The 18,137-nt window shown below is 62.3% G+C and carries 19 protein-coding genes; 15 read left to right on the forward strand and 4 right to left on the reverse strand.

Going from position 1 to position 18,137, the window contains the following annotated elements:
* Positions 1-4: 4 nt before the first annotated feature.
* Positions 5-259: a hypothetical protein gene (locus tag ACP7EG_RS19375; protein ID WP_353658126.1), complete on the reverse strand. Its 255-nt coding sequence runs from the start codon at positions 257-259 to the stop codon at positions 5-7.
* A 217-nt stretch (positions 260-476) separates the two neighbouring features.
* Here ACP7EG_RS19375 and ACP7EG_RS19380 point away from each other — a divergent pair, with 217 nt between their 5' ends.
* Together ACP7EG_RS19380 and ACP7EG_RS19385 are read left to right on the forward strand one after the other, a co-directional pair.
* Entirely contained in the window at positions 477-1,130 is a 654-nt protein-coding gene (locus ACP7EG_RS19380) for a hydrolase (protein WP_426088920.1), read from the forward strand.
* A gap of 69 nt (positions 1,131-1,199) precedes the next feature.
* Positions 1,200-3,050 carry an amidohydrolase gene (locus ACP7EG_RS19385; RefSeq protein ID WP_426088921.1) on the forward strand — a complete coding sequence of 617 codons (1,851 nt, stop codon included), beginning with the start codon at positions 1,200-1,202 and terminating at the stop codon, positions 3,048-3,050.
* Between the two features lie 14 nt (positions 3,051-3,064).
* On the opposite strand, the gene ACP7EG_RS19390 is transcribed toward ACP7EG_RS19385, so the two are convergent.
* The 3 genes from ACP7EG_RS19390 to ACP7EG_RS19400 are packed head-to-tail and all read right to left on the reverse strand — an operon-like array spanning position 3,065 to position 5,510.
* Positions 3,065-4,414 carry a VWA domain-containing protein gene (locus ACP7EG_RS19390; RefSeq protein ID WP_426088922.1) on the reverse strand — a complete coding sequence of 450 codons (1,350 nt, stop codon included), beginning with the start codon at positions 4,412-4,414 and terminating at the stop codon, positions 3,065-3,067.
* The gene (locus tag ACP7EG_RS19395; protein WP_426088923.1) at positions 4,414-5,022 is read right to left on the reverse strand and encodes a TadE/TadG family type IV pilus assembly protein; all 609 of its coding nucleotides are present in this window, start codon (positions 5,020-5,022) and stop codon (positions 4,414-4,416) included. Before ACP7EG_RS19395 ends, ACP7EG_RS19390 begins: the two co-directional genes overlap by 1 nt.
* Positions 5,019-5,510, reverse strand: coding sequence for a TadE/TadG family type IV pilus assembly protein (locus tag ACP7EG_RS19400; protein WP_426088924.1), 492 nt, complete (start codon positions 5,508-5,510; stop codon positions 5,019-5,021). The genes ACP7EG_RS19395 and ACP7EG_RS19400 overlap by 4 nt, the downstream gene beginning before the upstream one ends.
* 276 nt (positions 5,511-5,786) lie before the next feature.
* Between ACP7EG_RS19400 and ACP7EG_RS19405 the strand changes: the two genes are divergently transcribed.
* The 13 genes from ACP7EG_RS19405 (at position 5,787) to ACP7EG_RS19465 (ending at position 18,134) form a co-directional block, all read left to right on the forward strand.
* Complete coding sequence (locus tag ACP7EG_RS19405) at positions 5,787-7,484, forward strand: sensor histidine kinase (RefSeq protein ID WP_426088925.1); 1,698 nt, start codon at positions 5,787-5,789, stop codon at positions 7,482-7,484.
* A gap of 39 nt (positions 7,485-7,523) precedes the next feature.
* On the forward strand, positions 7,524-8,213 hold the full coding sequence (locus tag ACP7EG_RS19410; RefSeq protein WP_426088926.1) for a response regulator: 690 nt from the start codon (positions 7,524-7,526) through the stop codon (positions 8,211-8,213).
* 175 nt (positions 8,214-8,388) lie between these two features.
* On the forward strand, positions 8,389-8,535 hold the full coding sequence (locus tag ACP7EG_RS19415; protein ID WP_165829357.1) for a hypothetical protein: 147 nt from the start codon (positions 8,389-8,391) through the stop codon (positions 8,533-8,535).
* A 70-nt stretch (positions 8,536-8,605) separates the two neighbouring features.
* Positions 8,606-8,776 (forward strand): Flp family type IVb pilin, encoded by a 171-nt coding sequence (locus ACP7EG_RS19420; RefSeq protein WP_426088927.1) that lies wholly within the window; start codon positions 8,606-8,608, stop codon positions 8,774-8,776.
* A 127-nt stretch (positions 8,777-8,903) separates the two neighbouring features.
* Positions 8,904-9,497 carry an A24 family peptidase gene (locus tag ACP7EG_RS19425; RefSeq protein ID WP_426088928.1) on the forward strand — a complete coding sequence of 198 codons (594 nt, stop codon included), beginning with the start codon at positions 8,904-8,906 and terminating at the stop codon, positions 9,495-9,497.
* Between the two features lie 27 nt (positions 9,498-9,524).
* Positions 9,525-10,880: an ATP-binding protein gene (locus ACP7EG_RS19430; RefSeq protein WP_426088930.1), complete on the forward strand. Its 1,356-nt coding sequence runs from the start codon at positions 9,525-9,527 to the stop codon at positions 10,878-10,880.
* A gap of 16 nt (positions 10,881-10,896) precedes the next feature.
* Entirely contained in the window at positions 10,897-11,739 is an 843-nt protein-coding gene (cpaB, locus tag ACP7EG_RS19435; protein WP_071078605.1) for a Flp pilus assembly protein CpaB, read from the forward strand.
* A 24-nt stretch (positions 11,740-11,763) separates the two neighbouring features.
* On the forward strand, positions 11,764-13,299 hold the full coding sequence (locus tag ACP7EG_RS19440) for a type II and III secretion system protein family protein (protein ID WP_426088931.1): 1,536 nt from the start codon (positions 11,764-11,766) through the stop codon (positions 13,297-13,299).
* 10 nt (positions 13,300-13,309) lie between these two features.
* Positions 13,310-13,588 carry a pilus assembly protein gene (locus ACP7EG_RS19445; RefSeq protein ID WP_426088932.1) on the forward strand — a complete coding sequence of 93 codons (279 nt, stop codon included), beginning with the start codon at positions 13,310-13,312 and terminating at the stop codon, positions 13,586-13,588.
* Positions 13,589-13,625: 37 nt separating this feature from the next.
* Positions 13,626-14,786, forward strand: coding sequence for an AAA family ATPase (locus tag ACP7EG_RS19450; protein ID WP_426088933.1), 1,161 nt, complete (start codon positions 13,626-13,628; stop codon positions 14,784-14,786).
* A gap of 46 nt (positions 14,787-14,832) precedes the next feature.
* A complete protein-coding gene (locus tag ACP7EG_RS19455; RefSeq protein WP_426089118.1) occupies positions 14,833-16,179 on the forward strand; it encodes a CpaF family protein in 1,347 nt (448 codons plus the stop codon).
* 6 nt (positions 16,180-16,185) lie between these two features.
* Entirely contained in the window at positions 16,186-17,160 is a 975-nt protein-coding gene (locus ACP7EG_RS19460) for a type II secretion system F family protein (RefSeq protein ID WP_426088934.1), read from the forward strand.
* Between the two features lie 41 nt (positions 17,161-17,201).
* Complete coding sequence (locus ACP7EG_RS19465; protein ID WP_426088935.1) at positions 17,202-18,134, forward strand: type II secretion system F family protein; 933 nt, start codon at positions 17,202-17,204, stop codon at positions 18,132-18,134.
* The last annotated feature ends 3 nt before the right edge of the window (positions 18,135-18,137 follow it).

Raw genomic sequence — 18,137 nt, forward strand, 5'->3', positions numbered from 1 at the left:
GTTCTTAGTCGTCGATTTCCGCGACGACGTAATCCACGCCCTGCGCATCGAGCCAGGCGCGCAGGGCGGCCAGGCCGTGCCACGGGTCCGGGCGCAGGTGCTGGCAGACATACAGGCCGGCGTCCGTCAGCCTGGCTTCGGTATCGGGCCTGGCGCTGCCGGGCGGGCGCGGCGCCGGCGCCGCCAACTCTGGCAACTGCGCGAGGTGCTGGCGCTGTTCCTGCGTCAGGCTGGCCGTGATCCTGAATTCAAATCCCATGTTTTCTCCTTGAGGTGTGGGTTGCTGTTGCGTTTATTTCGTATCATCGAAAAAATTGCATATAGCTTGGCATTCTTTCCGTTTTTGTTTTCAAAATATCTCGTTCATACTGCATAGCACTGGCTCGGCACACACAGCGTGGCGCAAGGGCAGGAGCAGAAGCACCGTACAACGACATCCCTCTTCATATTCAATTATTTTCACTAAGGAAAACATCATGCCTGTCGCCACCGCCCAAGCCGCACAAAAACTGCTGACCCCGAACGATCATACCCTGATCATGATCGACCACCAGTCGCAGATGGCGTTCGCCACCCGTTCCATCGACCTGGCCCTGCTGCGCAACAATGCGGCCCTGGTGGCCAAGGCGGCGGCTGAATTCAAGGTGCCGACGATTTTGACGACGGTGGCCGCGAAATCGTTCTCCGGCCCGATCTTCGATGAAATCCAGTCCGTCTTCCCCGAACAGACGCCGATCGACCGCACCAGCATGAACACCTGGGAAGATGCGCGCATCGCCGACAAGGTGAATGGCTACGGCAAGGGCAAGATCGTGCTGGCCGGCCTGTGGACATCCGTCTGTATCGTCGGCCCCGCGCTGTCGGCGCTGGAGCAGGGCTTTGAAGTCTACGTGATTGCCGACGCCAGCGGCGACGTCTCCGATGAAGCCCATGCGATGGCCATGCAGCGCATGATACAGGCGGGCGCGCAGCCGATGACGTCCGTGCAATACTTGCTGGAACTGCAGCGCGACTGGGCCCGCGGCGAGACCTACGACGCGACGGTGGCGACGGCCGTGGCGCACGGCGGCGGCTATGGCCTGGGCCTGATCTACGCCAAATCCATGTTCAACGCCAGCGAAGGCCACTGAGATTTTATTGATATCGCGCCACCGCCGCCCGCCGGCGGGGCTGTGTTTTCACCTGATTCGGGAGTTCCCATGCACGCAAGCACGATTTTGCTCAATGGCCGTTTTCACACGGTCGACCGGACGCAGCCGCTGGCGTCCGCCGTTGCCATCGCCGATGGCAAATTCCTCGCCGTGGGCGACGTTGAAGACGTGATGCGCCATCGCGGCCCGGCCACGCAGGTGATCGACCTGGCTGGCCGCACGGTGATTCCCGGCCTGAACGACTCGCACCTGCACCTGATCCGGGGCGGCTTGAACTACAACCTGGAATTGCGCTGGGAAGGCGTGCCCTCGCTGGCCGACGCCTTGCGCATGCTGAAAGAACAGGCGCTGCGCACGCCGAATCCGCAATGGGTGCGCGTGGTGGGCGGCTGGACGGAGTTCCAGTTTGCGGAAAAACGCATGCCCACGCTCGATGAAATCAACGCGGCCGCTCCCGACACGCCCGTCTTCATCCTGCACCTGTACGACCGCGCCCTGCTGAACCGCGCCGCCCTGCGCGCCGTCGGCTACGATAAAAATACGCCGAACCCGCCCGGCGGCGAAATCGTGCGCGACGCTGCCGGCAACCCCACCGGCTTGCTGATCGCCCGGCCGAACGCCATGATCCTGTATGCGACCCTGGCGAGAGGCCCGAAGCTGCCTCTCGACTTGCAAGTGAATTCCACGCGCCAGTTCATGCGCGAACTGAACCGGCTCGGCATCACCAGCGCCATCGACGCGGGCGGCGGTTTCCAGAATTATCCGGAAGACTACGCCGTCGTCGACGAGCTGGCGCAAAAAGAGCAGCTGACCATCCGCATCGCCTACAACCTGTTCACGCAAAACAAGGGCGCGGAACTGCAGGACTTCCAGAAGTGGACCGGCATGGTCAAACCGGGCGACGGCACGGATTACTATCGCCATAACGGCGCCGGCGAAATGCTGGTGTTTTCCGCCGCCGACTTCGAGGACTTCCTCGAACCGCGCCCCGAGCTGGCGGCCGGCATGGAAGACGAGCTGGAAAAGGTCGTGCGCCACCTGGTCGAGCAGCGCTGGCCGTTTCGCCTGCACGCCACCTATGACGAATCGATCAGCCGCATGCTCGACGTGTTCGAAAAGGTCAACCGCGACACGCCGTTCGCCGGCTTGCACTGGCTGTTCGACCACGCGGAAACCATCAGTCCGAAAAATATCGACCGCGTCAGGGCGCTGGGCGGCGGCATCGCCATCCAGCACCGCATGGCTTTCCAGGGCGAATATTTTGTCGAGCGTTATGGTGCCGATGCAGCCAAGGCCACGCCGCCCGTGCAGCGCATGCTGGACGCGGGTGTACCCGTGGGCGGCGGCACGGATGCCACGCGTGTCGCCAGCTACAACCCGTGGACGGCGCTGTACTGGCTGGTCTCGGGACGCACCGTGGGCGGCCTGGCCCTGACGGAGGCGGCGGGCAGATTGTCGCGCGATACGGCGCTGGAACTGTGGACGGCGGGCAGCGCCTGGTTTTCCAGCGAGCAAGGCAAGAAGGGCCGCATCCGCGCGGGCATGCTGGCCGACTTGTCCGTGCTGTCGGCCGATTACTTTACAGTGCCGGAAGAGGCGATCAAGTCCATCGACTCCGTGCTGACCATGGTGGGCGGCAAGATCGTCTACGGTCAGGCGGAATTTGCGACCCTGGCGCCGCCCCCGATACCCGTATTGCCCGAATGGTCGCCCGTGCGCGCGGTGCCCGGTCATTACCGGCCCGCGGCCAGGCCGGCGCAAGCCTTGCTGCCGCACCAGTGCGCGGGCGCCTGCGGCGTGCATGCGCATGCCCACGACCGGGCGCGCAAGTCGGCCGTGCCGATCAGCGATTTTTCCGACTTCTGGGGCGCCTTGGGCTGCAGCTGCTTCGCCTTCTAGCCGGTGGTCAGGCGCTATTTGGAAATGCGCAGGATGGCTGAGGCGAGCCGCGTGAAGCAGGGGCTCAAGTCACTTTCGGTGGCCGCATAGCAGTACAGGCCCATGGGTTCGGCCGGCTTGCGGCAACGCGTAGGCGCATCGCTCGTGTTGGCCATGCAGCGCAGCAAGTCTGCGCCCAGTTCGCTGTCCGGCCCCTCCGGCGTGATCAGCGATGCGCCCATGCCCAAGGTGAAGACGAAAATGCCTTCCTGGCGCGCCTTTGCGGCCATCGCTTCGGCCAGGTTGCGCGAGGCGCGGTGTACATTTGTCCATTGCACCTGCGCCGAGGCGATGGAAGCGGTCACGACGCGTGGCGTGTTGGTCACGATGGGAAATTCGCGTGCATTCGGATCGTTGGGCAGGGTGTCCGGGTTATTCGCGTTATACCAGAGAGGGAGGGAAGTAATCGTGCCGGAGTCGCAGTCACCCTTCAACAGAGTGTTGGTCGTGCGCATCTTGTACAGGCCGGCCAGGGCGTCCGATTGAAATTTGGTGTAGGTGGCGAGTCCACCGGCGTCCTTGCATTTATTGCCCGAGTTCGGAAAGTACCCGGAAAAGGCGGCCGGCGAACCATCGGAAAAAAACACGATGACGCGCAGGCTGGAACGGTTGATCTGGTCGATACCTTTCAGCTGCTTGCGCGCCTGCCACATGCCTTCGGCCGAATTGGTGCCGCCTTCAAAGGAAAAATTCTTGATCGCCGCCGTGGTCGTGGTGCGGTTGAAGCCGCGCGTGATGGGATTGATGGCCAGATCGGTTTGCGCATCCGAGGCGAAATGCAGCAAGCCTACGCGGTCCACGGTGGAATTGAATTTATTCAGAAAGGAAATGCCCGCCGCCCGTACGGCAGCGGCATTGGGTTCCAGCGACCCCGAGGTATCCATCACCAGCACCATGTCGAGATCCTTGCGGATGGTTTGCGCGGCGGCTGCCACGTTCAGGGTCTTGAAGCCGAGTATGCCCATCAGCGAGACGGGCATCGAGGCGGTGGCGGAGACGTCGATGGTGACGGTGCCCTTGTCGAAGGTCACACCGACGGGGTTGAGTACGGGCGTGGAGAGCAGGAATTTGTCGGGATAGTTGATGTCAAAAAACTCCTTGGCCGATTGGCGCGCGTTGGCCGCCTGCACCGCCTGCGTATCGCCCAGGGTCACGCCGCGCGCCGCCGCCAGGCTGGCCGAGTCGACGGCCGCATTGAGCTTGGCCTTGACGAAATAGCCGAGCGCCGAATCGATGGCCAGGCCCGCCGAGGCGATCAGGACGACGGCCGACAGCGCCACCATGATCAGCACTTGGCCGCTTTGCCGCTTGTGTGGAATGCGCATCAGAATACCGTCATCGAATAAAGGTTGGGGCCGAGGACAGGGGTTGTGCTGTCGCCAATTTTCAATGTGCCAAACAGCATGTCGAAATTATAGAAAGTCTCGACGGCATAAATCAGTTCGCCATCGGACAACTGGCCCGACATCAGTGACACTGCGGGGGCACTTTCGGCCTGGGCGATATTGGTGCACGTGCCATTGCTCCAGCTACCGCATTGCCACACCTGGCTGGCGGGCAGGTAGCCGCTCACTTTCGCGCCGGCGTCCCAGCGGTACTGTTCCAGCACGATATTGCGCAAGCCGCTTTTCGCCGTGTAGCCCATGATCTTGGTAATGTAGATCATGCCGCGCTTGTTCATGTCCAGCGGCGGCGTGCTGGCGGCCAGCGCATTCATAATGGTCTGGCTCGATCCATTCAGGTCGGTGGTCGAGCGCGAGGCCAGGTTGGCGCCTTCGCGGCTGATGTTGAGCAGGATGATCTTGGCCTGAATGGCGCGCGACAGGTCGACCACCATGAACAGCAGCAGGGCCAGCAGTGGCAGCACGATGGCAAATTCCACGGCGGCGATGCCGCGCGCGGCGCGCCGCGCAGGAGAGTGGAAACGCATCATAGACCGCCAAAGCTTTCATTGCGCATGGTGGCGGCCACCACGTAGGGCGCCTTGCCGTCCTTGTAGAAGGCGGCCATCATCGGCGTGGCGAATGTCCAGTTGTATGCGACGGAGATCACGACTATATCGCCCGCGTTGCCGAACATGCCGGCACTGGTGCCGCTGACGCCGTTCACCGTGATGACGGGATTGACCTTGTCGTAGATGCCCATCGAACTATCCTTCATTTTTTGAATGACGGCCTGGTAGCGCTGCTGGTTGCTGCTGGCGGGATCAAGATCGCTGTTGCCAGTCACGGCATAGCGCGCCCCTTCACGCACCGCATGCTGCATGGTGAGATTGGCGAAATATGCCATGCTCAGTTCGATGATGCCTATCATGAACAGCAGGAAGACCGGTGCGATGATGGCGAACTCTACGATGGCGGAGCCGCATTGCCTGAATCTGCCTTGTGGGGACCGGAAGGGTGTGGCCTGGTTGAGCATCATGTCTGGTATCCGTATCAAGGCTCGCGCCGGCATCGGTGTGATGGCGGGCCTGTTGCCCATGGGCCACTCTTCATTGTATCTCGCTTCGAGCGCGCAAGGTTGGCATTAAAGTGCATATAAATCAAGTTTCTTGTAATTAATGTAGTTAATTGAATACGCCATACCCCTGACTAACGTTCCTGAGAGTAAGATGCGGAGGCTTGAGAAATTAAAAAATAATTAACCATTGTCCTGTCGATCCAGGCGAAGGTGTTTTTGAAAAGTGAATAAATCAGCATGCTGCAACAGCAACAACTGCAAGAGGAACCGAATGCCGATACGGCATTGCCAATGGTCGATCATGCAGATTTGATCATGATCTCTGGCATGCGCCTGCTGCTGTCGGTGACGGCCTTATTAACGCTGATCATCAACCCGGGCAAGCTGGGTGTGCCGAATCAGCTGGCCTGGTTGATCCTGTGTTCATACGTTCTGCATAGCGCAGTGCTGTTTGTTTTTCTTTATTTCAAGCATCCGGTAGTGCATGGCAAGGTGATATGCTGGCTCGACGTGCTGTGGTGCGGCCTGATCGTGTATGGTACCGGCGGCGTCGAAAGCTATTTTTTCCCTTTCTTTTTCTTCGTCATCCTGGCGGCATCGTTTCAGCGCGGACTCGATGAAGGCGCGCGCATCACGCTTGCCTCCTGTGTTCTGCTGGTGCTGGCATCGGTGGCGTCGACCCCTGAGCTGATTATTTCGCACCTGTTGCTGCGCACGACTTTTGTCATGGCGCTCGGCTACATGATTGCGTACTGGGGTGGCCTGGGGCTGTTGCAGAAGCGCCGCCTGGCGTTGTTGCGCGAGGTCAGCCAGCAATCGAATCCCCGCTTTGGCGTCGACCACACTGTGGCGTCGGTCTTGCAGAAAGCGCGTGCCTTTTTTGACGCCAGCAGCTGTATCCTGGTCATGCGCGAGGGCGATGCAGCGCAGTGGCAGTTGCGTACGGCGCTCGAAGAGAGAGGCGGACACGCGGGGCGTGTTAGCCAGCTGAGCGAAGCCGCGGTGGCGCCGCTGATGGTGTTCGATGCCAGCCAGAGCGTGCTGTACGCGCCGTCGTTGCGCGCGCGCCTGGGACTGGCGAGCGTGCTCACGGGAGTCGAACGCGGCAGTGCGAAGTGGCAGCGGCTCGATGCGCATGGGCCGCAGGGCGCGGCGCTGGCCGAACTGCTCGATGCGCGCTCCTTCATCAGCGTGCCCCTGCCTTTGCATAAGGGACTGGGCCGCATCTACGTGATCTCCGCGAAGAACCGGCTGACCCGGGCCGACGCCAGATTCCTGCTGCATATCGTGGCGCAAGTGTTCCCCCTGATTGAAAACATCGCCATTCTCGACAAGCTGGCCTCCGGCGCGGCGTACCGCGAGCGGCAAAAGATTGCGCGCGACTTGCACGATTCGACCATCCAGCCGTATATCGGCCTGCGCCATGGCTTGAGCGCCTTGCGCGCCAAGGCGGCCGCCGACAGCCCCTTGCTGGCCGATCTCGACCAGCTGATCGACATGAGTGGCCAGGTGATTGGCGACCTGCGCCGGATGGCGCAGACGGTGCGCGGCGGCGCGGAGCGGGAACAGGTGACCTTGCTGGTGGCGTTGCGGCGCCAGGCGGAGCAGCTCAAGAAGTTTTTTGGCATCACCATCGAGATCGTCTCGGACAGCGCGTTTGATCTCAGCGACCGGCTGGCAGCCGAAGTATTCCAGATCGTCAATGAAGGCATGAGCAATATCCGCAAGCACACCACCGCCCGCGAGGGCCGCGTGACACTCGTCTGCGATGCGCATGCCTTGTCGATCTCGATAGAGAATGCCGGCGAAACGTCGTCCCGCGTCGAGTTCATGCCTGCCTCTATTGCTGAACGCGCCATGGCGCTGGGCGGTCGGGTGCAGGTCAGCCAAGGCGCTGATGGCGCCACCGCCGTGCATATTGAAATTCCAGTCTGACGGCAAGAGCGTCACGGCTGACCCGTTAAAGGCCATCGTATGTCAAGTTTGCATCCCATCCGCGTCATGCTGGTTGATGATCATAAAACCATGTTGTGGGGACTGGAAAAACTGCTGGAAGAGGCGCAACCGGCAATGCAGGTGGTCGCCAGCACCAGCACGATAGGCGGCGCGCTGGAGCTTGCCGAGAGCTTGCGCCCCGATATTGTCGTGCTGGACGTGGACCTCGCCGGCGTGTGTTCCGTCGACTTCGTCCCCGCGCTGTTGGCCAATGGTGTCACGCGGGCGGTGATGTTCAGCGGCACGCGCGACCAGGAGGTGCTGGGCCGCGCCGTGCGCAGCGGCGCGCGCGGCGTGATCGGCAAGGAGGCGGCGGCGGAGCAGGTGATCGATACCATTGCCAGGGTACATCGGGGCGAATTGTGCCTGGACCAGGCCTTGCTGGGCAGTCTGCTGGGAGCGCTGATCAAGCCGGCGCCAGCGCCGGCGCCGCCCGATCCCGAAATGGCGCGCATTGCCCAGCTGACCCTCAAGGAACGCAAGATAGTCGCCATGATGGTCGAAGGCAATGGGGCACTCAACAAGACCATCGCGCAGCGCGCTTTCATTTCCGAGCAAACCTTGCGCAATCACTTGACATCGATTTACAGCAAGCTGGACGTTGCCAACCGCCTGGAACTGTATGTCTACGCGGTGAAGAACGGGATGGCGGCGCCCCAGGAATGCTGATGCCATTACAAATGTACTGATGCCGTGCAGGAAAATAGGCTCTTTTGTACTGGCAATAAAATGACTTTTGTCTGATTAGTATCAATGTGTCTTTCCATACAATACCGTTATCAGCAATCGGTGATTGTCGCTGAGTTAGCCAGACTGAAAATGCGAACGGTGACAGGAGCTGGAAATGCGCTTGAACGATGGTGGGACGGGTGAGCTTGCGTATTTCTTGCAAGATCAAAGTGGTAACTCATTTTTCGAACATGCTTTGCTGCTGTCGCTGATGGCCGTAGTGTTCCTGCTTGCGCTGCTGGCTATATGCAAGGGTTCATAAGTGAGCAATTTACTGCTTGCATCAGCAGTCCCACATGACGTTGTTAACACTTACTCTGAATGGATTAATCATGAATTTCATCAAAAATTTTATCGCTGAAGAAGATGGCGTTACCGCGATCGAATACGGCCTGATCGCTGCGCTGATCGCTGCCGTGATCGTTGTGTCCGTGACCTCGATCGGCACCAACCTCTCGACCGTGTTTACCAATATTGCCAAAAAGATTGCCGGAACTCCTTAAGCATATGGATCAGGGCAAGCCGCACGCCAAGCGTGTACTTGCCACTGTGATGGCCCGGATCATATTGCATGGCGCCGGGCCATTTTTGTTTGTACCGAGTCCTTGTCCTTCCTGTGCCGGATAATTCATGTACACCGATCTTTTCCTGAGCTGGTCGCCGGCAGTCCTGCTGGCCGTTCTGCTGCTGCTGGCCGTGTACCACGACGTGCGCAGCCGCCGCATTCCGAACCGCCTGGTGTTGGCCGGTGCGCTGGCCGGACTCCTGCTCAATACGCTGTTGCCGCCCGGTGCAGGACTGTTGACGGCCGCGCCCGGCGCGCTCGGCTTCTGGCCGGCCCTGGGTGGCTTGGCCCTGGGCCTGGCGCTGCTGATGCCGATGTACGCGATCAAGGCGCTGGGCGCCGGCGACGTGAAACTGATGGCGATGGTGGGCGCTTTTGTCGGCCCGCACAGCATCTTCTTTTGCCTGCTGAGCAGCCTGCTTGCGGGCGGCGTGCTGGCGCTGGCCGTGGCGGCGTTCCACGGCACGCTGCGCCAGGTTGCGAGCAACAGCTATTACCTGGTATTGAATAGCCTGATGCGCGCCATCGCTACGCAACGGCCCGATATCGATGCGCCTGCCAAGCCCAGCGGCCAGTTGCCCTATGCCATCGCCATTGCCAGCGGTACCTTGTTGTATCTGCTGCTGGCTGCCAGCGGCCAGCTGAGAAAGTTCGCATGATCCATGGCGTCTTCTGTACCTGTGCCCATGCCTGCTGATCTGCTTGCCGCGCCAGCGGCCCAGCGTGCCCCGCGCACCGTCGAAGAGACAGGCTTGCCCTTCTTTTTCCTGGTCGAACTGCTGGTGAAGGTGCTGTTCCAGCGGGGACAGCTGCACCTGCCCGAGCTGGCCAGCTATGTCAAGCTGGGCCTGGGCGTACTCGATCCCGTGATCGTTTTCATGCGGCAGGAAAAAATGTGCGAAGTCATGCGCCGTGGCGCCAGCGGCACGGATGCCGATATCCACTACCAGTTGACGGACAGCGGCCGCCAGCGTGCCCTCGAGTGCCTGGCGCGCAATGCCTATGCGGGCCCATGCCCCGTGCCGCTGGCCGCCTACAACGCGCAGGTGGCGGCGCAAAGCGTGGCCAACATGCACGTCACGCGCCCGCAGGTACAGGCCAGCTTCGACGGCGTGGTGGTCAATCCTGCCGTGCTCGACCAACTGGGCGCGGCCATGAATTCCGGGCGCGCCATTTTCATTTATGGCGCCGCCGGCAGTGGCAAGACGTATCTGGCCGAACGCCTGCAAGACTTGTTGCAAGGGGCCATTGCCCTGCCTTACGCCATCATGGTCGATGGCGAAGTCGTGCCCTTTTATGACCCGGTGCTGCATCTGCCGGCGGCGCAGCAGCCGGAAGCGCCGGCCGGCATCGAGCGCGCCGTGCAGCTCGACGCGCGCTGGGTACGCGGCGTGCGCCGTCCGGCCGTGCTCACCGGGGGCGAGCTGACCCTGGAAATGCTGGACCTGCGCTTCGACAACGTGACGCGTTTGTACCGCGCGCCGCCGCACCTGAAGGCCAACAACGGCATCTTCATCATCGACGACCTGGGGCGCCAGCGCTGTTCGCCGCTGGAACTGATGAACCGCTGGATCGTGCCGATGGACCGCGCCATCGACTACCTGTCGCTGCACAACGGGCACACCTTCCAGGTGCCGTTCGACGTGGTGGTGGTGTTTTCCTCGAATTTCCTGCCCGAGCGCCTGTCGGATGCGGCCTTCCTGCGCCGCCTGGGCTACAAGATCGAAGTGCCGGCACTCTGCGCAGCGCATTACGAAACAGTGTTTCGCCAAACCTGTGCCGCCTACGGCGTGGAGTTCGACGCCGCCGCCTTTGCCTTCCTGTTGCAGCGCCATGCGCGCGGTGCGACGCCCTTGCTGGCCTGTTATCCGCGCGACCTGCTGCGCCAGGTACGCGACCTGGCGCGCTACGAGGGCACGGCGGTGCAACTGAACGAGCAGGTGCTGGACTGGGCCTGGAATAACTATTTTGCCGGTGCGAATCAGCGCCATGGCGCCGATGACATGGCCGTGCAAGAGCGGCGTGAACCGAAATCAAGCTGAAGTCAGAGGAAAAACGATGCGAAATACCCGTGCTTTACTCATGTTGCTGCTGGCCCTGGTGCTGGCCGGTGCCGCCGTGCTGACGGCGGCGATCTGGATGGGCGGCCAGAGCACGCCGTCGAACCAGAAGATCGTCGTGGCCCTGGTCGATATCGGCGTGGGCACGAAGATCACTCCGCTCATGTTGCGCAGCATGGACTGGCCCGCAGGGGCGCAGCCGCCCGGTGCCTTTGCCGACAGCAAGGCGCTCGACGGGCGCATCACGCGCACGGCCATCAGCCTGGGCGAACCTGTGCTGGAAAGCAAACTGGCGCCGCCGGGTACGAGTGGCGGCCTGTCGTCCATCGTGGCCGACGGCAAGCGCGCCATGACCGTGCGCGTCAACGATGTGGTCGGGGTGGCGGGCTTTGCCTTGCCTGGCAACTTTGTCGACATCCTCGTCAATACCCAGGATGACCGCGCCAAGGCCAGCGGTGGCGCCGAACTGGCCATTTCCAAGATCGTGCTCGAACGCATCCTGGTGCTGGCCGTGGCGCAGGAATCGAACCGCGACGACAACAAGCCCAAGGTGGTCAATGCCGTCACCCTGGAATTGACGCCGGACCAGGTGGAAAAGCTCGACCTGGCGCGCAGCGTGGGCACCTTGTCGCTGGTGCTGCGCAACCAGATCGATCCGGCGCCCGTCAACACGGGCGGCGCCACCAAGGAATCGCTGCTGGGACTCAAGCCGCTGGTGCCGGTCGCCGCGCCGCGTGCGGCTGCGCCAGCGCCAGCGCGGCAGGCGCCGCGTGCTCCCGCACCACCGGCCGAGAGCGTCAAAGTGATCACGGGCATGGACACGCGTGTCCAGCAATTTTAAAAATTTCAGAACCAGGGATAGTTGATGACCTCATTTCGTACCCGTATCGTCAGGCCCCGCTTGACCTTGGCCCTGGCCCTGAGTGGCTTGACGGCAAGCTTGCTGTGGCAGCCCGGCGCCAGCGCCGCGCCCGCCGTGCGCAAGGTGGACGCCGTCAGTCAGGCAGCCCCGCTGTCGCTGGGGGCCGATATCGCCCGGCTGGGTCCGCCGATCCGCTTGTCTGTTGGCAAGTCGACCTTGCGCAGCCTGACGCGTGCCGTCTCGCAGATCGCCGTGAATGATCCGAAGGTGGCGGGCGCCAGGTTGCTGGGCAGTTCCAGCGAGCTGTATATCTGGGGCCTGGCACCGGGCAGCACCAACCTGATTCTGTGGGACAAGGATCACCGTCCTGTGATCGTCGATATCGAAGTCGGTGTCGATGCCGATGGCTTGCAGGCGCAGCTGGCGCTTGTGTTTCCCCGTGAAACAGATCTCAAGGCCAGCTCGGCCGGCGGCGCGATCGTGCTGACGGGCATGGTCTCGGATGCCGTCAAGGCCAGCCAGATCATGGCCATGGCCACGGCGTTCGCACAGCGTGGCGCCGGCGAAGCGGCGGCGCCCGTTGCGACAGCGGGTGTGATGCCAGCGCCCGCTGCTGCCGGTGCCGCCGGTGCTGGCGCCGCCGGTGTGAGCGTGATCAATATGCTGACCATCGCCGCGCCGCAGCAGGTGATGCTGGAAGTCAAAATTGCCGAGGTCTCGAAAACCCTCGTCGACCAGCTGGGCGCCAGCATCGGCGCGCGCGCCAGCAGCGGCAACTGGACCTACAGTTTCCTGTCGAACTTGTTGAGTGGCAACCCCAGCATGATCGATGGTTTCAATGGTAAAAACGGCAATTTCCTCACGCTCGATGCGCAAAAGCGCGACGGCCTCGTGAAAGTGCTGGCCGAACCGAACATCATGGCCATCAGCGGCCAGGAGGCCAGCTTCCTGGCTGGTGGCAAGATCTACATCCCCGTCTCGCAAGACAGCGCCACCAACAAGATCACCCTGGAAGAAAAGGAATTCGGTATCGCCGTCAAGTTCACGCCCACCGTGCTCGATGGCGGGCGCATCAACCTGAAGGTGGCGCCGGAAGTGTCGGAACTCAACAAGGACGGCATCGGCATCAGCACGGGCGGCACCGCTGGCAGCGCCATCCTGCCGGCGTTTACCACGCGGCGCGCCACCACCACCGTGCAATTGTTCGACGGCCAGAGCTTTGCCATCGGCGGCTTGATCAAGAACAACGTGACCACGAATATCAAGGCGCTGCCGATGCTGGGCGAGATTCCCGTGCTGGGCGCTTTGTTCCGCAGCAGCGATTTCCAGACTGACCGCACCGAACTGGTGTTCATCATCACGCCGCACCTGGTCAAGCCGCTGGCCGGCGACTACGTGCTGCCGACCGATGCCTATGTGGCACCTAGCCGCGCGCAGTTTTTCCTGCAAGGAAAGATGGAAGGCGACGCCAGGCAGCCGCAGCCTGCCGCCGACAAACAACCGGGCGCCGCAGCGGCGACCGGCTTCGACATTCAATAGGAGAGTGAGCATGCAGCGTCCTCCATTCCATTCCCTCCTGTGCGTGCTGCTGGCGTCGTTTGCCGCCAGCGGCTGCACCACCACGCCGCACTTCGACCGCAACTTTGGCCGCAGCGTCGATTTGCTGCGTGCCCAGCAAGTGATCAATCCGCAGGCGGGACTGAACCGTGACCCGGTGACTGGCCTCGATGGCAAGGCGGCAGTGGCGGGCTACAACGAGTACCAGAAGTCGTTCAGCGCGCCGGTGCCGCAATCGGGCGGCATGACGATCAGTCTCGGACGCCAATGAACATGTCACCGTTATCACAGAACAGGCAAGGCATATCGTGAAAATCGCCATCATATCCCGAGATGAAAAAGCATTGGCCGAGCTGGGCCGCCTGGTCGGCAACCGCAATCCGGCGGACGACGTCGACGCCCGCAGCGGACCGCTGGAGCAACTGTATTCGGCGCAAGAGCTGCCCGATGTGCTGATGTTCGACCGGCCCGGCAACGATGGCGCCGATCTGGCCGCCATCGAGCGCCTGAGCAATCAGTTTCCGCGCCTGGCGGTTATCCTGCTGTGTCCGCAGCAGTCGCCGGAATTCCTGCTGCAAGCCATGCGTGCCGGCGTGCGCGAAGTATTGCCGTCGCCGGCCGCAGCCGCCAGCATCTACCCGGCGCTCGAGCGCATCGAGGAAAAACTCGAGCGGCGCGACAATGGCAATGGCAAGGTGCTGGCTTTCATTTCCTGCAAGGGCGGCAGTGGCGCCACCTTCATCGCCACCAACCTCGGCTATGCCCTGGCAGCCAGCGGCCACAAGCGTGTTGCCCTGCTGGACCTGAACCTGCACTTCGGCGATGCCTCGCTGTTTGTCTCCGAGAGCAAGCCGCTGGCCACCCTGGCCGATGTGACGCGCGACATCCACCGCCTGGACCCGTCGTTCCTCGCTTCGAGCATGCTCAATGTGCTGCCCAATTTCAGCGTCCTGGCGGCACCGGAAGACCCGGCCCACGCCAGCGAAGTGCTGCCCGAACATATCGACGCCATCATCAAGCTGGCGCGGCGCCAGTATGATTTCGTGGTGCTCGACGTGGGGCGCAACCTCGATGCGGTCAGCGTGCGCGCGCTCGACCACGCGGACCTGATTTTCCCCATCCTGCAAACGACCTTGCCGTACATCCGCGATGGCAAGCGCCTGCTGGGCATGTTCCGTTCGCTGGAGTACGACAAGGACAAGGTGCGCCTGATCGTCAACCGGCACGACAAGGGCGGTGAAATCCGCCTGCAGGACCTGGAGGCGGCGTATGGCACCACGATCGACCGCACGGTGCCGAATCATTATGCGTCGGCCGCCGCATCGGTCAACCAGGGCATGCCGATCTTGCAGCTCGATAAGAACAGCCCCATCACGCGCTCGCTGCAGGAGTTTGCCGCCAGCCTGACGGGCGTCAGCGCCGAAGCCGTGCCGCAGAGCTGGCTGAGTCGTATGCTGCGGCGCGCCTAACACCACTCGAACAGGAATTCTCATGGCAACTTCTCCCGCCCCCAGTCTGTCGATCCGCGAGCGTCTCGGTAATGGCAAGATCGCTACCCTGACGCCGCAGCGCGCGCCGGCCATCGACAACCGCAGTTACCGCGAGCTGAAACAGCGCATTCACGCGCTGCTGCTCGAGCGCGTCGATCTGGAAAGCATGCAGCGGCTGACGCAGGAACAGATCCGCGACGAGTTGCGCAGCCTGGTCGAGCGCCTGCTCGACGAAGAAGCCGTGGTCATCAATGATGTCGAGCGCAAGAACCTGACGCGCGACATCCGCAACGAGATGCTCGGTTTTGGCCCGCTGGAAACCTTGTTGTCGGACCCGACCGTGTCGGATATCCTCGTCAATGGCCACAAGCAAGTGTATGTCGAGCGGCGCGGCAAGCTGGAATTGACCGATGTCGTGTTCAATGACGATGCGCATCTGATGAAAATCATCGACAAGATCGTCTCGCGCGTGGGTCGCCGCATCGACGAATCGAGCCCCATGGTCGATGCGCGCCTGCCCGATGGGTCGCGCGTCAACGCCATCATCCCGCCGCTGGCCATCGACGGGCCCGTGATGTCGATCCGGCGTTTTTCCGTCGATCCCCTGCGCCTGGCCGACCTGGTCGCCTACACCAGCATGACGGCCGAGATGGCCGAGGTGCTGCAGGGCCTGGGCAAGGCGAAGATGAATATCCTCATTTCCGGCGGCACGGGCAGCGGCAAGACCACCATGCTGAACGTGATTTCCGGCTTTATCGGCCATACCGAACGCATCGTCACGGTGGAAGACGCGGCCGAGCTGCAATTGCAGCAGCCGCACGTGGTGCGCCTGGAAACGCGCCCGCCGAATATCGAAGGCAAGGGGGAAGTGTCGCAGCGCGCGCTGGTGCGCAATGCCCTGCGGATGCGTCCCGACCGCATCATCCTGGGTGAGGTGCGCGGCGCCGAAGCGCTCGACATGCTGGGCGCGATGAACACGGGCCATGAAGGCTCGATGGCCACCATCCACGCCAACACCCCGCGCGATGCCATCACGCGACTGGAAAACATGATCAGCATGGCGGCCGCCAACCTGCCCAGCAAGGCCATCCGCCAGCAGATCAGCTCGGCCATATCGGTGGTGGTGCAAGTGTCGCGCCTGATCGACGGCAAGCGCAAGGTCACGTCGATCCAGGAAATCACGGGCATGGAGGGCGATGTCATCACGATGCAGGAAATCTTCAGTTTCAAGCAGACGGGGGTGGGGGAGAGCGGGGCGGTCGTCGGGTATTTCTCGGCCAGCGGCATCCGTCCCCATTTCCTGGAACGCCTGAAGAGTTTTGGCATCGGCATTTCCAGCGCGGTCTTCGAGCCGACCGGCAGCGGGCGCTGACGCGGCATGGGCTATCTCTCGTATCTGGTGTATCTGCTGATCTTCCTGGCGGTCATGCTGCTGGTCGGCGCCGTTTACTTCAACCTGCAGTCGCGCGGCGCCGGCGCCGGGCGCGTGGCGCGCCGCTTGCTGGCGATGAATACGGCCAGCGACGACGCGCAAAAGACCGTGTCGATCACCAAGAACCGGCAGCTCAGCTCGCATGCGGGCGTACAGGGCTTGCTGGAGGGACTACCCGGCGTGCAATGGCTGGATCGCTTGCTGCTGCAGTCGGGTAAGAACTGGAACGTGGGCAAGCTGCTCGGCTATTGCCTGTTGGGCTTGCTATTCGGGCTGCTGCTGGGCAGCCTCAGCCCCTTGCCCTGGTATCTGCGTCTGCTGCTGAGCCTTGCCTGCGCGGCGCTGCCGTTCTTGCTCGTGACCCGCGCCAAGGCCAGCCGGCTGGTGCGCATCGAGCAACAGTTGCCCGACGCCCTGGACATGATGAGCCGTGCCATGCGTGCCGGCCACGCCTTTCCCACGGCCCTGAAAATGGTCGGCGACGAGATGACGGGTCCCCTGGCCGATGAATTCCGCGCCGTGTTTGACGAAGTCAATTTCGGCGTGGCGATGTCCGATGCCCTGTCGGGCCTGGCGGCGCGCGTGCCCAGTACGGATCTGCGCTATTTCGTCATCGCCGTGCTGATCCAGCGTGAAACGGGCGGCAACCTGACGGAGTTGCTGAACAGTATCAGCGCCATCATCCGCGACCGCCTTAAATTGATGGGCCAGGTGCGCGTGCTGTCGGCTGAAGGGCGCATGTCCGCCTGGGTGCTCGGTTCGCTGCCCTTCGTCGCCGCGCTGATGATGCAGGTGATTAACCCGGAATTCATTTCCGTGCTGTATACGGACAGCGGTGGCCGCAAGATGGTCGGGGGCGCCTTTGGCATGCTGGTAGTGGGCGTCTTTGTGATTCGCAAGATTATCCGCATTCGCGTGTGAGGCCATGAGATGAGGCAGTTGACTATACGGAAGGTGGCGCGATGAGCGGCATGCAGATAGGCTTGTTGGTGGTGCTGTTCCTGATCGTGTTCGGCATCGTCCTGGTGCTGGCGCGTTTGTTTGCGGGCAACGCGGTGCAAATGCGCCTCGATACCCTGGACGTCCAGAAAATAGATACCGGCAAGGCCGGCCGGATGAACCAGCGCTGGCTGGGACACCTGATCAGTCTGACCCGTCCGCTGGTCAAGCTATCCTTGCCTGAAGAGGGTTGGGAAACGTCGCCCATCCGCATCCGCTTCATCAATGCGGGCTGGCGCAAGAGTACCGCACCAGCGCTGTTTTATGCGGCCAAGACGGGGCTGACCCTGCTGTTTCCGCTGCTGGCATATCTGCTGCTGCGCCATGGCGACCACCAGCTGTTCCTGTGGCTGGTGCTGGCCGCAGCCCTGGGCTATTACCTGCCCGACTTCTGGCTCAAGCATTGCCTGCAAGAGCGGCAGCGCGAAATCTTCGAAACCTTTCCCGATGCGCTGGACTTGATGACCGTCTGCGTCGAAGCGGGCCTGGCGATGGATGCGGCACTGGCACGCGTGGCGCAGGAAATCGGCATGAAAAGTGAGATCCTGGCCGAGGAGTTGCAGCTGGTGACGCTGGAGCTGCGCGCCGGCAGCGCCAAGGATAAGGCTTTGCGCAACCTGGCCCTGCGCACGGGCGTGGAAGACGTCGATGCGCTGGTGACCCTGCTGATACAGGCGGAGCGTTTCGGCACCAGCATCGCCGCCTCCTTGCGCGTGCAGTCCGACCAGCTGCGTACCAAGCGGCGCCAGAGGGCCGAGGAAACGGCGGCGAAGATCGCGCTCAAGCTGCTGTTCCCCCTGATTTTCTTCATTTTCCCGTCCTTGCTGGTGGTGCTCATGGGGCCGGCCCTGCTGCAGATCCGCCGCGCCCTGCTGCCAGCGATGGGGGCGGTATGAGGC

This window comes from Janthinobacterium sp. PSPC1-1 (genome assembly GCF_049897625.1).
Lineage (GTDB): Bacteria > Pseudomonadota > Gammaproteobacteria > Burkholderiales > Burkholderiaceae_D > Janthinobacterium > Janthinobacterium tructae.